This window comes from Halomonas cupida (assembly GCF_900142755.1).
Classification (GTDB): Bacteria; Pseudomonadota; Gammaproteobacteria; order Pseudomonadales; family Halomonadaceae; genus Halomonas; species Halomonas cupida.
The window spans coordinates 107,009-122,890 of the sequence record NZ_FRCA01000004.1 but is presented as its reverse complement, the minus strand read 5'-3'; the positions used below and the strand labels follow the sequence as shown (position 1 = coordinate 122,890).

At 61.3% G+C, this 15,882-nt stretch carries 11 protein-coding genes; 2 read left to right on the top strand and 9 right to left on the bottom strand.

What is annotated here, in order from left to right:
- Positions 1-94: 94 nt before the first annotated feature.
- Both BUE38_RS09000 and BUE38_RS08995 read left to right on the top strand, forming a co-directional pair.
- Entirely contained in the window at positions 95-1,240 is a 1,146-nt protein-coding gene (locus tag BUE38_RS09000) for a hypothetical protein (RefSeq protein WP_073434870.1), read from the top strand.
- A gap of 310 nt (positions 1,241-1,550) precedes the next feature.
- Complete coding sequence (locus BUE38_RS08995; RefSeq protein WP_073434869.1) at positions 1,551-3,518, top strand: sensor domain-containing diguanylate cyclase; 1,968 nt, start codon at positions 1,551-1,553, stop codon at positions 3,516-3,518.
- Positions 3,519-3,642: 124 nt separating this feature from the next.
- Here BUE38_RS08995 and BUE38_RS08990 read toward each other — a convergent pair whose 3' ends face one another.
- The 9 genes from BUE38_RS08990 to BUE38_RS08950 form a co-directional block, all read right to left on the bottom strand.
- Positions 3,643-6,060 carry a tetratricopeptide repeat protein gene (locus BUE38_RS08990; protein ID WP_200802167.1) on the bottom strand — a complete coding sequence of 806 codons (2,418 nt, stop codon included), beginning with the start codon at positions 6,058-6,060 and terminating at the stop codon, positions 3,643-3,645.
- Between the two features lie 73 nt (positions 6,061-6,133).
- Positions 6,134-7,705: a BatD family protein gene (locus BUE38_RS08985; protein ID WP_073434868.1), complete on the bottom strand. Its 1,572-nt coding sequence runs from the start codon at positions 7,703-7,705 to the stop codon at positions 6,134-6,136.
- On the bottom strand, positions 7,702-9,318 hold the full coding sequence (locus tag BUE38_RS08980; RefSeq protein WP_073434867.1) for a VWA domain-containing protein: 1,617 nt from the start codon (positions 9,316-9,318) through the stop codon (positions 7,702-7,704). The genes BUE38_RS08985 and BUE38_RS08980 overlap by 4 nt, the downstream gene beginning before the upstream one ends.
- A 16-nt stretch (positions 9,319-9,334) precedes the next feature.
- Positions 9,335-10,318 (bottom strand): VWA domain-containing protein, encoded by a 984-nt coding sequence (locus BUE38_RS08975; RefSeq protein WP_073434866.1) that lies wholly within the window; start codon positions 10,316-10,318, stop codon positions 9,335-9,337.
- Positions 10,315-10,854, bottom strand: coding sequence for a DUF4381 domain-containing protein (locus BUE38_RS08970; RefSeq protein ID WP_084541839.1), 540 nt, complete (start codon positions 10,852-10,854; stop codon positions 10,315-10,317). Before BUE38_RS08970 ends, BUE38_RS08975 begins: the two co-directional genes overlap by 4 nt.
- Positions 10,844-11,887 carry a DUF58 domain-containing protein gene (locus BUE38_RS08965; protein WP_073434865.1) on the bottom strand — a complete coding sequence of 348 codons (1,044 nt, stop codon included), beginning with the start codon at positions 11,885-11,887 and terminating at the stop codon, positions 10,844-10,846. Before BUE38_RS08965 ends, BUE38_RS08970 begins: the two co-directional genes overlap by 11 nt.
- A 92-nt stretch (positions 11,888-11,979) precedes the next feature.
- On the bottom strand, positions 11,980-12,960 hold the full coding sequence (locus BUE38_RS08960; RefSeq protein ID WP_073434864.1) for an AAA family ATPase: 981 nt from the start codon (positions 12,958-12,960) through the stop codon (positions 11,980-11,982).
- Positions 12,957-13,931 carry an HAD family hydrolase gene (locus BUE38_RS08955; RefSeq protein ID WP_143166257.1) on the bottom strand — a complete coding sequence of 325 codons (975 nt, stop codon included), beginning with the start codon at positions 13,929-13,931 and terminating at the stop codon, positions 12,957-12,959. The genes BUE38_RS08960 and BUE38_RS08955 overlap by 4 nt, the downstream gene beginning before the upstream one ends.
- 90 nt (positions 13,932-14,021) lie before the next feature.
- Complete coding sequence (locus tag BUE38_RS08950) at positions 14,022-15,635, bottom strand: arylsulfatase (protein WP_073434863.1); 1,614 nt, start codon at positions 15,633-15,635, stop codon at positions 14,022-14,024.
- Positions 15,636-15,882 lie beyond the last annotated feature (247 nt).

Here is a 15,882-nt window from a genome sequence, read left to right as displayed (position 1 = left end):
AGGTTTGACCGCATAGGGTCATCAACGCTATAAACGAAAGCCGATCCTCTTCTGGATCGGCTTTTTTCATATCCGCGGAAGCATGTGAGGACTCATGAAAGACACCACATTTCCTGTGGCACTGTTGGCCATTGGCGTAGCCGTGTTCAGCTCTGGTGCCCTGGCTGATACAGGCAGCGCAGCGCAGCAGCGTTTCCGTGAAGAGGGTCGTCAACTGGATTTGACCGGCTTTTTCAAATCCGACAGTGATGCGCGTAGTCGCACCTTTCTTTTCGGCTCTCCACATGCCCACGACTTCACCGTAGAGACGGCGGGTGTCTACCGCTTCGAAAGCTCTGTTACTGGCGGATATGACGAAAACTATTCCATCGAGGCCGTGCTGGTCGACGAGCAGGGCAATGTGATCGCTCGTGATGAGGGCTATGGCCTGGAAGGCGGTCTTGAGCTTGAGCATCCGCTTGAGGCTGGTGATTACGAGCTGCAGGTCAAGGCAATGCGCTTTGGCAGCAGAGGTCGTGCCGGCGATGGCTACTCTGTTTCTGTCGTCGGGCTGGATGCTCAGGGCCGGCCGATCAGTGGCAGTGTCGATGATGGTGTTGGAATGCATTTCACCGGCACCGACCGAGACGGCAATCAGAGCGTGTTTGTCAGCAGCGATGACGCCGCTGCCACGCTTGGCGGCAGTGCGACTGCTGAGGCCGCCGCCGATAGTAGCGCCACTACAGCGTCAGGCAATGCCGCCTCGTCATCTTCTGCCTCTGGGGCTGTCGCGGCAGGTGCAGCGGCGGGGACTGCAGCAGCAGTCGGAACAACGTCATCAGCCGGAGCAGAGGCGGCAACCGGAAGTACTACCGCGACAGCAGATGGTGCAGCTGCGGTGGAGCCCGAAGTTACCGGTGCTGCTGACTCTCAGCCTGAAGTGCAGGTCATCAAGACCGATGTGAAGATCCGTGCACGAGGCGAGGTGTTGACGTTCAACGTCGCTCAACAGGGGCGTGTGCATATCACTACCTCGACCTATCCGGGCGGTGACGAGGACACTTACCGCCTCAGTCTGGAGGTACTGGACGAGTCCGGTTCCGTCGTCGCGGAGGGGGCTGGTGAAGGATTCAACGGCAACGTTGATTTGACGACAGACCTGGCGCCGGGGCGCTATCGTATCGAGGTGGCGGGGCAGAAGTTTGGTTCATCGCATAGTGGACCCAGCAATTACGAGCTGAAGGTCGAGCTGGAAAACTGATTCTGACCGATCTGATTTTCAGAAAGAACAACGGGCCCCTTTTGGGGCCCGTTGTTCTTTCAGGGTCCTTGGTTTTTTTCAGGGCTTGGAATCTGCGTTGACTCAGGGGGTTGTGCTTGAACTCTGACCATACTGAGCCGGTTTGGGCACAAGGGGTAGCAGTATTGTCTCAAATACGTTATGGATCATGAGAGAGTGCTGATGATGAGGTCCATCTCGAAGGATGGTTTTGCGCCGAGTAACCGGGATGCTGCGGCAACAATAACATCCGTGCCATATACCGGATGGCCAGGGAGATGATGCCTTGAGTATGGGAAGCAGGTTACTGGTGCTGCTGTCGCTCCGCGCCCGTATATTGATCGGCCTTGTCTTGACCTGGGCGCTGATTCTGGTGGGTATGCTCTGGTCGGGCTGGATGATCGGAAAGGATCTGGTGCGGGAGGTCAATTTCGAGCACCTCCATTATGAGTCTCGCTTGATAGCGGATGCGGTCAGCGATGAGGTCCAGACGCGCCTTGATGTACTCGAGAGAATGGCTGCCAGTATTCGTTGGGATGTCTTGAGTGATCCTGAGCAATCGGCGCTGCTGAACAGCCAGGCCCTGCTTGGCTTGTTTGACCGGATGGTGGTGATTGATAACCAGGGCAGCATTCTGGCCAGCTGGCCGAACTCCTCAAAGCTTTCGGCAATCAACCTTGCTGATCGTGAATACTTCAGCATGGTACGTGGTACGCGACAGGCCTATGTCAGTGAACCTATCTATAGCCGAATATCCGGCAATCCCGTTGTCGTAGTGGTGGTGCCGGTGCTGGATGGAAGCCATCTACAGGGGATGGTGGCTGGAGTGGTTGATCTGAGAGAGGGCGATATCTTCGAGCAGATCAGTCGTATCCGTCTCGGGACCGGTGGCTATGCCGTCATCTTCACGGCATCGGGCAGGATGCTCTATCACCCGAATGGCGGTTGGGTGATGCATGATGCCAGGGAAATTCTCGGTGGTCCGGCTATCGAGCAGGCCATCTATGGTTGGCAAGGGGAGTTTGTTGGTCCTCGCCATGATGGCGAGGTCGCCTATCAATCCTATCGTCAGGTCTGGCCGGCCAATTGGATCATCGGGGTGTTCTTCCCCGAGGATGAAGGCATGACGCCGCTCAGTGGTCTGGTCGGTCAACTCGGCTGGATCGGGGTTGTCATGGCAGGCGTCATGCTCCCGCTGCTGGCCTGGCAGGTGGTGTTGTTGCTCAAGCCGCTTTATCGTCTCAAGCGCCAGATCGCTCAGGTCGGCGCCGGCTTGCGTGACAAGGTCAAGTTGCGCACCTCCATGAAGGAGCTCGTGCAACTGGCCGATGCCTTCAATGAGGTGGATGATGGGCGCAACAGAGCGTTGATGGCTCTGCGTGACCGTCAGGCCTTCATCGAGGCGGTCCTGGCTTCCTCGCCGCAAGGGATGTTCGTCACCGATACCCAGGGACGCATCAACTACATGAACGAGGCGCTGGTGACCCTTTCGGGGCGCCGTTTCGATGTTGATCGCGAGATGGAGTGGATCGATGCGATTCATGCCGATGATCGCAGCGAGGCTATCGAGCTTTGGTATCACAGTATGCAGACGGGTAAGGAATTCCTGCGCCAGTTTCGTTACTGGCGAGTCGATGGTGAGCTGCTGTGGTTGGAAGTGCACGCCAGCCAGGTCGTTGCCGGCGATGCCGTGATCGGCTTCGTCGGCACGGTCAAGGATATTACCTCGCGCCGCGAGGAAGAGGTTCTGCGGCAATGGGAAGCCGAGCATGACCCCTTGACTGGACTGCTCAACCGTCGGGGATTCGAGCGCCGCCTGGAAGAGGCGCTGGCCGACTGGCGCAAGAAGTCCACGCCATCGGCATTGATACTGTTCGACCTTGACCACTTCAAGGCGATCAATGATGACGGTGGCCATGCGCTGGGAGACGAGATGCTGCGCCTTGTTGCCGAGCAGATGGCAGGGTCGGTGCGCAGTACTGATCACGTGGCGCGGCAGGGTGGCGATGAATTTGCAGTGTTGTTGCCGAGCTGCTCATTGCAGCAGATGCAGCATATTGCCGAGCAGTTGATCGATGCGATCAACGGGGTTGAGGTCAGGCATCGGGGCTGTAGCTACCGCGTTACGCCCAGTCTGGGGGTGACCGAGTTCCGCGAGGGGGATGAGAACATTCACGTCCTGATCCAGCGTGCCGACGCTGCCTGCTATCAAGCCAAGCAGCGTGGGCGCAATCGAATCGTGGTGGCGGGCGAGGAGTGAGTCGGGCAGCCCCGAAACTTTTCAATCTGAACTGCCCGACTATCCCTGGTCAGCGGGCACTGGTCTATTGACCAGTGCCCAGACATATTGACCAAGGCCCATGCTTATTGAGCAGTGCTCAGGCCTATTGAGCGGCACCCTGGCCGCGTAATTGACGTTCGAGGCGTTGCAACTGAGGGTCGTCTGGACGCACCTGGCGCAAACGGCTCAGTGCTTCCAGGGCTTCGTTCACACGGCCCTGGGTGGCGTTGAGATACACCTCAGCGTAGAGCAGGTCCGGGTCTTCCGGCGCGTAGCGCAGCCCTTCGTCGAGAGCTGCTTCTGCCTCATCCTTGCGCCCCAGACGATCAAGCAGCAGGGCAAGGTTGTAGTGGGTGCGGGCATGCGCCGGACGCCACTGAGCGGCCTTGTCGAGCCACTCGATCGCCTCCTCGAACTGCTTGTCCTCGGCCAGGGACAGTGCCAGAAGATACGCCAGATGGCCGCGATCCGGTTCCGGCATCTCCTCCAGGGCGAGTCCTTCACGCAGCGCATCACGAGCTTCCTCGGCCTGGCCTTCGCGGCTGAGCAGGGTCACCATGTTGGCCCGAGCCGGCAGGAAGTACGGGTCCATCTTCAGGGCCGCGCGATACTGTTCGATGGCCTCGTCCTCGCGAGCGGTACGCTCGAGCAGCACGGCCAGGTTGAGGCGGTTGCCCGGTAGGTCGGCTCCCTCACGCAGACGGCGCTCATAGTCACGCCGCGCCTCGAGCAGCTTGTCGCGCTGATCATCGGGGACCAGCATCATCGAGACGCCCGCCAGTGCCTTGACCGCCTCGTCGCGTACCGCGAGGTCGGAGTCATCGACCAGCGGCATCAACTGCTGAATGCGTGCACTGTCCGGTGCCTGAGCGAAGGGGGGCGCGGCGGCGGCGCGTACCTGGCTGGACGCATCGTGCAGGGCACTTTCCAGTGTCGGTACCGCAGGAGGGCCGAAGCTGGCCAGTGCATCCACCGCCGTGGCGCGCACGATATCTGGTGTGTCCTCGTTGTTGACCAGTTCGACCAGTCCGTCCAGCGCCTCGGGGTCACCGTTGCGCGCAGCCTGCAGTGTCACGCCATAGTGTGGAAGATCATGGCCAGGGCGACCTTGCTGACTGGCGCGTGATAGATCGCCGAACCATTGCTGAATGGTATTGGCGGCCTGGGCGGGAGACTGGTTCTGGTGGCAACTGGTACAGGCGTCGGGGCTATTGGTTGCCTCGTGCAGGTCCGGACGTGGCACACGGAAACTGTGGTCACGGCGCGGATCGACCACCATATAAGTGGTTTCCGGCATGTGGCAGCTCACGCATTGGGCGCCTTCGGTACCGGGTTCATGATGGTGGTGCTCAGGACTGTCGTAATCGGCTGGCTTGATGCCCGGGTACTGTTCCGGTGGCGCGAGATTATGGCACTGGGTACACAGGCCATTGCCCTCGATCTTGACTCTGGTGGTATGCGGGTCATGGCAGTTGGTGCAGGTAACGCCAGCCTGGTACATACGACTCTGGGCAAAGGAACCGTAGACATACACCTCGCCCTGGATCTGGCCGTCGGCATGGTAGAGCCCGTCGGTCAGTAGACTCGGCAGGGCAGCATCGGTCAGCGGAGTGCCGGGCTCGGTGCCTACGCCAAGCATCTGGCGGCGACTATGGCAGCGTGCGCATTGCTCGACGAGTTCCTTGCCTTCCCAGTTGGCGGGATCAACCGGCAGGCCCATATCCTCGGCACTGAGCCCTGGCGTCTCAGGCGTCCTTACCGTCTCGGCGGTTTCGCTGGACTCCGCAGTGGCAGCAGGGTGATCTTCCTGCCATTTGGTGGCCCAGTCGACATGTGATTGAGAGGGACCATGGCAGCTCTGGCAGCCTACAGTCTGCTCATGCCAGGTCGTGGAGAAGCTGTCGGTATCGAGGTCGTAGCCTTTCTGCACATTGGTGGAATGGCAGTCGGCGCACATGGCGTTCCAGTTCTGGTAGCGACCGCGCCAGTGAAGTGGATCGTCGGGCGTGAAGGTCTCGCCCGGATAGAGCGAGAACCAGCGCTGTCCGCCCTGGTCTTCGGGGCGTGAGTCCCAGGCGATGGTCAATGCCTGCAGCTTGCCGTCCGGCAGTTCCACCAGATACTGCTGAAGCGGTGAGTAGCCGAAGGTGTAGCGGATTTCCCAGTCGGCTTTGGGGTCGTCCGGGCCCTCGATGGTGGCCAGAAAGCGATCATCCTCACGATGGAAGCGCGCCTTGATGTCGCCATCCTCGAATTCAGCGTTGTCGAAATCACCCAGCACATTTTCCGGTGTTGCCTCGCGCATGGCCCAGCCGTGGTCCGAGTCCTGCCAGGCACTGTCCTGCTGCTCATGGCATCCGGCACAACTGCCATCCGGAGCATAGCCCATGGGATCTTCGGCGAGGCCGGGGGAGGCGGCGTAGCTGGTTCCAGCCAGGCTCATCGAGGCCAACACGACCATGGTGGCGCACAGGCGCCGCCAGCGGACGGCGCTCGTGGAGTTGCGTAGAGTCACAGTCATCGATCAATCGTCATGGTTATGCGTGGTTATGAACGTGCAGTGTATACACCTGCATCGTGACGAACTTGCACTGTCATGCATTGGAGCGGGTTGGATTGAGCGGCGGCAATGCCGGAACTCTCCGAGTACTCCTCAGTTCGCTTGACGTGGGCAGCGCCTGTTTCAGCGCCTGCCATGCGCTGACCAGTTGCTGCTGTCTGTCGCTATCAGAGGGCTGTTGCTCTGCGACATGTTCCTGTGGGGCCAGCTCTTGAGATTCCAGCTCTTGAGATTCCAGCGCTTGAGATATCGGCCCTTGAGACGCCAGCCCTTGAGACGAATAGCTCAGGCGTCCAAGCGTCGACAGCGCCGCTTCGACAGCATCGATGCGCTCTCGGGACAGGATGGCGGCAGAACCCTGCAGGCGCCGCCAGGCCTGCTGACATTCAGGCAACTGGTGAGCATTGGTGGCTCGGCGCAACCGTGAAAGGGCCGTATGGCCACTCCTTTCCCGTTGAATCGCCTGCTGTTGCCGCCGAGTCTGCCAGGCAGAGCGTCCCCAACGCCACCATAGCCAGCCCAGCAGGATCAGTACGATCACCGCGATAGCTGCTGTCACCAGCCAGGGTAGCAGGTTTCCGCGCGCCTCGAAGCGTGGCAGGGCCGGGCCGGAGACCTTGACCTCGACGGCCGGGAGTGTCGCCTGGTCGATCTTGCCTGACTCGGGATTGAACCAGCGCAGGGTAACCTCCGGCAGTTGTCCCTCCCCACCGCCTTCGGCCACGTAAGTCACGCTTTCAGTTCGGCTGCCGCCGGTGGCGCTCTCATCAACTTTTGGGCTGGTGGGGTAGACGCCCAGGCCCTGCGGAGCTGACTCGTCGAGAAGCGCGGGCAGCAGGATCACACTGCCACCCTCGAGGGTGGCAGTGATGTCGCGACGAAGACTGTCGCCGGCATCCAGTTCGACCGGTTGCTGGAGATCCTGGATCAGGGTTTCGCGGGAGGTCTCACCACGAGTGTCAGTCTGGCCACCATCCGCCGCAGGGGCACTCTCGGCGGACGTGTCATCGGCGTGCACTACGGTCAGTGACTGCTGCAGCTCGATCGAGCTGGCGGCGATGTACGGATCCAGCCCGGCGGCCGCGTCCGGCACGCTGGCACTGAGACTCAATGGCGCCAGGGCAATCTCGCTGACCAGTGGCGCTTCACCGCCATTGGGATCGATGTAGCTGACTTCGACACTCTGGTCCCGGAAGTGGAAGTCGCCGGGGGAGAGCGGTATCAGACGGTAGCTGCGGCTGACCCCGGACCATGTCTTGCCATCGATCCGGCTACTGGTGGGGCTGGTGGCACGTTCCGGCAGCAGTACTCGCAGGTTGGGTTGGACAATGGTCGGGAAGACCACCGGCTTCGGAAGGTAGGTCGGCACCAGTACGGTAATACGCAGAGTCGCGGACTCGCCCGGGGCGACCTGCTGCGGATCCAGCGACACACTGACCTGCGGCTGGGGGGCCTCGGTTGCCGTGCTGTCGGTGGCTGAAGAAGAGGATGAGGGTTGCTGGGCCAGTACACCAGCACTCAAGCCGGTTCCGCCGAGGCCCAGCACGAACAGTAACGAGATCATCCCGAGACGGTTCAGGCTCCTGGAGATATCCAACGGAATCATTGCCCACCTCTTGCAGCTTCCACGGCGAACCTCTGGCGCAGGTAGTCACCGGTATCGGTATCCAGGGCCGAGATCCACTGGTCGGCCGTCAGAACGCCGCCTTCCTGGTCACCGGTCTGCTGGGTTTCCTCTCCACGATTGGACTCGTTGTCGAAGACGACTTCGTCGGCGCCGATCCCTGCTTCTTCTCCGGTGTCCGACTGCTCACGGGTCTCCTCGACATAGTCGAGAATCTGTCTGGCCAGCGCCAGGTTGCGCTCACCTTCGGGATAATCCGGGTCGCGCTCGAGCACGGTCTGGAAAGCGTCGATGGCCGGGCGGTACTGTCGGCTCTTGATCAAGGCCAGTCCTTGAGTGAAGGCGGCATCGGCGGTGTCAAGGCGCCCCAGTAGCTGCGCTGCCTCGGCATACTGACCATCGCGATACATGGCATAGCCCTGCCAGGCGGGATCCTGAAAATGCTGAGCCGCGCGATCGAAGTCACGGTGCTCCATCCACCAGCGGCCCTGCTGGTCTGGGGTCAGAAAGGCATGGGTGATGGCACTGATGACCGGATTCTCTGTGCTCTGCTCCGCGGCGCGTCGGGTGACCGTAGCATCCTGCTGGGCCATGACCGGGGCTGCTGTCAGCATACCGGCCAGGCTGACTCCTATCAGCAGTGCGGGAGCCAGCAAGGCCGGGGCCAGCAAAACAGGAGTACCGACAATCCAGCCGCGTCGGAACCACAGCAGAGCCAGCAGTAGGGCCGGGATGGCCATCAAGGCGCCACGGTCCTTCCACGCCAGGCGATCGTCATCGAGCAAGGCGCGCTGGTAGGCGGCGGCCAGCAGGCGCTCCAGGTGTGCGACATCACTGCCGTCGGCGCTGACGTCAACCTGTTCAGCGTCGATCTCATCCATCACCGGAGTGGCCTGATTGGGCGGTGCCATCCTGAGCATCACCAGCGTCGAGCCAGCATCGCGATTGATGAAGGCAGTGCGATTGGCGGTGCTGATGCCATCAGTGACGAAAAGGATAGCGCCCGGTACCGGGCTGTCGGCGAGCAGATCCTCGGCCATGGCCAGCGCATCGGCGGCGGCATCACCGGGCTCCGGCATGACATCCGGTGCCAGCCCTTCCAGATAGGGGCGAATCAGGCCCGGGTCATCGGTCAGCGGCACTGCCTGGTGGGCGCTGCCGGCGTAGGCGATCAGCGCCGTCGAGGCGCCGCTGCGGGTTTCGAGCAGGTCTTCGATCTTGTGCCTGGCCCGTTCCAGTCGGCTGGGGGGAATGTCCTGGGCCAGCATGTCCTCACTGACCTTGAGTACCACCACCAGCGGGGCGGTCTGGGTCACCATTGGATTGGGTATGCGGCTCCAGGTCGGCCCGGCGGCGCCCAGCACCAGAAATACCAGCAGCAGGGCAAGGCTATCGATCGGGGTGAAGCGGCGGTGGGTCCGGCTACCTACGCGTAGTGCCTGATCAAGGTGCGGGGCGATATGCTTCGAGCTGGCACCACCGTGGGTCGTGCGGCGTCTCCACCACCACCAGAGCAGAGCGATGAGCGGCAGCAGCAGACACCACCAGGGGCGCAACAGGTGAAGAGCCGACAGGGCATCGGTGAATTCCATCATGAATGACTCCTCTCCATCATGAACGATGCCTCAACCTGGCTTGCCCAATACGCCCCATCAGGACCAACAGAATGATGATGGCCGCAGCTCCGAGGGGCCAGTGCGCCAGCGAACGTTTCTCGCGGTAACTCTGGCTGTCGACCTTGCGTGGCGCGAGTTCATCGATACGGGCATAGACCTGCTCCAGGGCTTGCTGGTCGGTGGCATTGAAGAAGGCGCCATCGGTGCGCTGGGCAATGGCTTCCAGGGTGGCCTGGTCGACACGGTTCTCGCCGCTGCCATCGGGGTCGCCGATGGCGATGGTGACGATGCGTACTCCACGGTCAGCCGCAATCTGGGCGGCGTTGATCGGATCCATGCGGCTTCCGGTATCGGCGCCATCACTGAGCAGGATCAGCAGACGCTGTTCGACATCGCTGGCCTCGAACTGGCGAATCGCCAGGCCGATGGCATCGCCGAGAGCAGTATGTGGACCGGCCATGCCGACCTCGGTACTGTCGAGCAGATCCTGGAGAGTCTCTAGATCTTCGGTCAGCGGGGCCTGGACGAAGGCCCGAGTGCCGAAGACGATCAGCGACAGTCGCTCGCCCTCGCGCTTGTCGAGGAAGTCGGCGATGACATGTTTGACCCCGGCGAGGCGTTGCAGGTCGTCATCGCCTTCGCCGGCAAAGTCCTTCTCGTCCATGGAGCCGGAGATATCCACGGCAAGAATCAGGTCGCGTGCCGCGGTTTCCCAGCTGATCGGGTCACTGACACGTTGAGGATTGGTCAGTGCCAGTACGATCAGCGCCCAGCACAGCAGACCGATCAGCGTGGTCCATAGGCTGCGTGCCGGAATGATCGCACCACTGGCGGGGGTGATGCCGGCGGCATCGACCAGGCGCTGGAAGAAGGGCAGGCGTGTGGCCGGCAGGCGCTCGCGATGGGGCGGTATCAGCCACATCACCAACAACGGCAGCGGAAGTGCGAGCAGCGCCCAGGGGTTGGCCAGTTCGATCATGGCGCCTCCAGGGGCATGCTGTCGGCCACGCTGGTCGGGCGATGGCGTCGAATCCACTCGCGTACCAGCCGGGTCAGACGGTCCAGCTCAGTCTCATCGATGGACTCGCTGGGTCGATAGGGCCCCGTCGTCAGCAATTCACCCATGGATCCGGCGAAGCGCGGCTGTTTACCGGGCAAGGTGCGATCCAGAAATGCGGCCCACTCTTCCCCGCGCAGGTTGGCGACCTGCTGGCGAGGGAATGCCACCAGCGCAGTGCGTCGCACTATCTCGGCCAACGCCGATACGCCTTCGTCGCGCGACAGGCGTTGCTCGAGTTCGGCCAGAGCCTCGCGACGATAGGCATTGGCCTTCCAGCGTCGCCAACGGCGCCAGGCCCAACTGGCCAGCAGTATCACCAGGATGGCGGCAATCATCGCCCAGCCCCAGGTCTGGGGCATCCAACTGATCTGCTCCGGCACCGGGGGTGGTGACAGCTGATCGACCATCTCGGGCAGCATCATCGGCATGTCGGGAGGGCTGGTTTCAGCGGTCATGCTGGTCTCCCGGGCGGGTATTGGCGTTGCTGCTCAGTTGACCAGGCAGCGACCGGCGCTGCAGGCCCAACAGTCGGCGCAGTTGGGGTAGGGCCGGTTCACTGGTGCTGAGCGGCGCGAGGTTCAGGCCGAACTTGCGTTGCCAACTGATGAGTTGCTCGTGACGCTGAGCGGTAACGGATTCCAGGGCAGCACGCACGGCGTCATCCGAGGTGTCGAAGGTGGCCTGGAGGTCGCCGTCGGTCACCACCAGGCGTAGATCCCTGGGCAGGTCGTACTCGGCGAAGGGGTCGACTACCGGAGCCAGCACGATATCGTTGTGGCGGCTCAGGGACGACAGTAGCCGCTCGCTGCGCGGGCCGATGACATCGAAGTCGCTGAGCACGATGATCAGATGATCGCGCCTGGCCAGTCGCGAAACGGACGTCAGTACATCATCCAGCGATGTCGGCGCCGGAGCCTCGCGCTCGGCGTGCAGTTGCTGGTTGGCGTCGGCGATGTGGCTGAGCAGACGCATTAGAGTGGCACGGGAGCAGGCTGGGCGGACTTCATCGATGCCATCGTCGCGAACCACCAACCCGCCGATACGATCATTCTGGGCAAGTACGGCGAAAGACAACAGTGCTGCGGTTTCCGCTGCCGTGACCGACTTCATGGCGTGGCGCGTACCGAAGAACATCGACATGCGTTGATCGATGACCAGCAAGGTAGGGCGGTCGCGCTCTTCGGTGAAGACGCGTACATGCGGCTCGCCGGTGCGGGCGGTGACACGCCAATCGATGCTGCGGATATCATCCGAAGGCAGGTAGCCGCGCAGTTCGAGAAAGTCGAGGCCGCGTCCACGCAGCCGTGAGCCATGGCGGCCATTGAGCACGCTGCGCGCGGGTTGGCGGGGCAGCAGGTGCAGTGTCTGGCCGTGAGCCTCCAGTGATCGCAGCCGAGCCAGATCGACATGGATTCGATAGTCCGTATCGGTGGCCGGCTCAGTGGCGCTGAGGACACCGGCACGTTGTCGGGCGCTGATGGAGCGCATCGTCTGGCTATCTCCCTGACCAATGTCTGGCATTCACGCAGCGTGGAGCGGTACTGCGCAGTGACTCATCTCGCGATTCCCCGGGCCGGAGGTCAGGGCAACGCCACCCGACTCAGCAACTCGTCGATGACAGCGTCGGCGCTGATGCCTTCCCCCTGCGCCTCGAAGCTGAGACCAAGGCGGTGGCGCAGCACGTCGTGCACTACCTCCTGGACATCGTTCGGGTCGACATAGTCTCGACCGGCCAGCCAGGCACAGGTTCGGCTGCAACGATCGAGGGCGAGACTGGCACGCGGGCTGGCTCCCAGCTCCAGCCAGCGGCCCAGCTCCTCGGACACCTGCTGAGGGTAGCGTGTGGCGTTGACCAGGTCGGCGATATAGCGCTCGACCGGCTCGGCGACGTGCATCTCGGCAATCTCTCGACGAGCGGCGAAGATCGACTGCTGCGAGATCTGCTGTGGTTCCGGGCGTGGCTCCTCGCGATGTTGCGCGGCAGCTTCCTCACGCCTGACCAGGCGCACCACCTCGACTTCGTCCTCGACACTCGGGTAGGTAATCAGTACGTGCATCAGGAAGCGGTCGAGCTGAGCTTCGGGCAACGGGTAGGTGCCTTCCTGCTCAACTGGGTTCTGGGTCGCCAGTACCATGAACAGGTCGGGCATCTTGTGGGTGGTGCCAGCGACGGTGACTTGACGCTCCTCCATGGCTTCCAGCAGCGCCGATTGCACCTTGGCCGGCGCACGGTTGATCTCGTCGGCCAGTACCAGGTTGGCGAACAGTGGGCCGGGGTTGAAGCGGAACACCGAGCCGGCTTCGCTCTGGTGATAGATCTCGCTGCCGGTGACATCGGAGGGCAGCAGGTCCGGCGTGAACTGGATACGGCTGAAGTCTGCCTCCAGATGGCGAGACATGGCCTTGATGGCACGGGTCTTGGCCAGCCCCGGGAGGCCTTCGAGCAACAGGTTGCCGTTGGCCAGCAACCCGATCAGCAGGCGTCTAATGACCTGCCGTTGTCCGATGATGGATTCACCGATAGCGGCTTCCAGCGCGGTGATATCATCACGAGTGCTCATGGTGCCTCCTGATAGACGGTGCGCCAGTCCTGGGCCATGTCGATGACCGTCCAGTCATCGGTTGCCGCCTGTTCCAGGCCCTGATCCAGTCGACCGAAGGAGCTGTCACTGTCATAGGCATATTCACGTTCGCCGTCGGTGTGGTGAAGCAGTACGCCCAACCGGGGGCCATCAGCTTCTGTGGTATAGCGCAGCATCGGCACATCACCATCGGAATTGCCGACAGCGATGGTCGGGCGCTGGCCGATATGGCGCTGGATGGCTAGCGGCTTGCCGTTGCCGTCATCGATGAAGGTCACCCCCGGCTGCTTGATCAGCTCCAGCTCGCCGTCGTTGTCCACCACCTCGGTATCGCCGATGCTGCCGATGATGTTCTCGGGCGGAACGCCGTAGGCCTCGCTGGCGAAGGCGCGCATGAAGTCGACGCCACCGCCGGAAACGATATAGGTCTGATAGCCTTCATCACGCAGATAACTCAACAACTCGAGCATCGGCTGAAAGACCATGTCGGTATAGAAACGGTCGGTGTTCGGGTGGGTGGCACTGGCCAGCCAGTCGCGAACATCGTCCTGGAAATCGTCCACGCTGATACCAGAGTGGGAAATGGACACTACTTCGAGCAGGCCTTCATTGCCTGCTTCCATGACTGTCTTGAGATCACCCTCGGCCGCCGCCTTCTTGACCGGTGTATCCAGTGCCTCTTCATCAGCTTCCGACGCACGCTGCAGGGCGTAGCTGAGCTGGAAGTACATGGGCTGTTCCGACCACAGGGTGCCATCGTTGTCGAATACCGCGATGCGCTGTTGCTGGGGAACGAAGTCATCACTGGCGGGATCGGTGGTCGCCTCGACGAAATCCATGATCGCCGACTTGTTGTCGCCTTCGTTCCAGGAAGGTAAGGGGTCAGCCAGTACAGTGGCCGTCAGGCTGGAGCTGACAAGGGCGAGCATGACACAGGGGAGGCGTTTCATGGGCTTTCATCCTTAAGCCGCTGTGCGACTGACGGTTATGGGAGGATGGCATCAGGCCGCTCCCGGGGGAGCGACCTGATGCCAAGCCGTTTACTGATTGGCGGGAGTACTGAGAGACTCCAGCACGTTATCAAGACTGAAGCTGGCGGCCTTCATGCGTGGCGGATATTCCTGGAAGGTGTCGAGGAACCGCTTCACGTAAGCCTGGGCCGGAACCATGAAGAATGCATGATCCATCATCCAATCATAGTAGGTGTTGGATGTGATCTGGGCACGCTCGTACGGGTCGCGACGCAGGTTGAACATCAGCGGCACACGCAGCGGCGTGAAGGGGTTCATCCAGACCTGCAGAGTCCCTGCGGCACGCTGCTCCATGAAGATCAGCTTCCAGTCATCGTAGCGCAGTGCGGTCAGATCACCATCATCGGAGAAGTAGAAGACCTCATGACGCGGTGACTCTTCTGTCTCGCCAGTCAGGTACGGCAGGAAATTGTAGCCATCCAGGTGGACACGGTAGTCACGACCATTGAGCTCGGCACCTTCCAGCAGATCTTCCTTGACGTGGTCATCACCGGCGATGGCAGCCAGAGTCGGCAACCAGTCCATGTGATGCATGATGTCGTTGGAGACGCTGTCAGCCTCGATATGTCCGGGCCAGCGCACCATGGCAGGCACTCGCCAGCCGCCTTCCCAGTTGGTGTTCTTCTCGCCACGGAACGGTGTCATACCCGCATCCGGCCAGCTGTTCATGTGCGGGCCATTATCAGTGGAGTAGAAGACGATGGTGTTGTCGGAGATATCCAGTTCGTCCAGCTTGTCGAGGAACAGACCCACATGACGGTCGTGTTCGACCATGCCGTCGGCGTATTCGTTCTGGCCGGAGATACCGCGCAGCTCATCCTTGACGTGAGTACGGAAGTGCATGCGAGTGGCGTTCCACCACACAAACCAGGGAGTGCCTTCTTCAGTCTTGCGATCGATGAAGTCCAGTGCCGCTTCTGTGGTCTCATCATCGATGGTTTCCATGCGCTTGCGGGTCAGAGGACCTGTGTCCTCGATCTCGCCGTCGGCATAGGAATGAATGACACCACGGGGGCCAAAGGCCTCACGGAAGGTGCGGCCATCCGCCAGTACCATGTCGCCTGGGTAGTCCGCCAGTTCCGGCTCTTCCTCGGCATTGAGGTGATACAGGTTGCCGAAGAATTCGTCGAAGCCGTGATTGGTCGGCAGGTGTTCGTCGCGATCACCGAGGTGGTTCTTGCCGAACTGACCGGTGGCATAGCCCTGTGCCTTGAGCACGGTGGCGATGGTCGGATCCTCGACATTGATGCCCTGCTCGGCGCCTGGCATGCCGACCTTGGACAGGCCGGTACGGAACACGCTCTGGCCGGTGATGAATGAGGATCGACCCGCAGTACACGACTGCTCACCATAGTAGTCGGTGAACATCATGCCTTCTTCGGCAATACGGTCGATGTTGGGTGTGTGGTAACCCATCAAGCCGCGGGTATAGGCAGAGATATTGGATTGGCCGATATCATCGCCCCACAGCACCAGAATATTGGGCTTGTCGGTCTGAGGGCTGGAATTTCCGGCAGTCTCGTTGTCCTGAGCAAGCGCAGGTGCCGAAATTGCCAGAGCCAGTGTTGCTGCCAGGCATCCGGGCCAAGGGCCCAGAGTGCGTGGAAGTCGGCTTGAAAACATCACGTTAACCTCCCTGGTTAAAGCAGTCGAGCGATACACACTCGTTACGAGGCAAAGCAGCTATATCACCTCGACGGCGAGTATAGAGATCCTCGTGACTGCAACAAGCGACGGGAAATCCGTTCCCATCGTCTCCCTCTTCGGGGCTGATTCTTGCGTAACTCTTGGTAACTTGTGTGGCGAATCCCCAGTAAATACGGGCGGATTTTTCTTGCGAATTGTAACGTCAAATGCGTGAAATACTCAT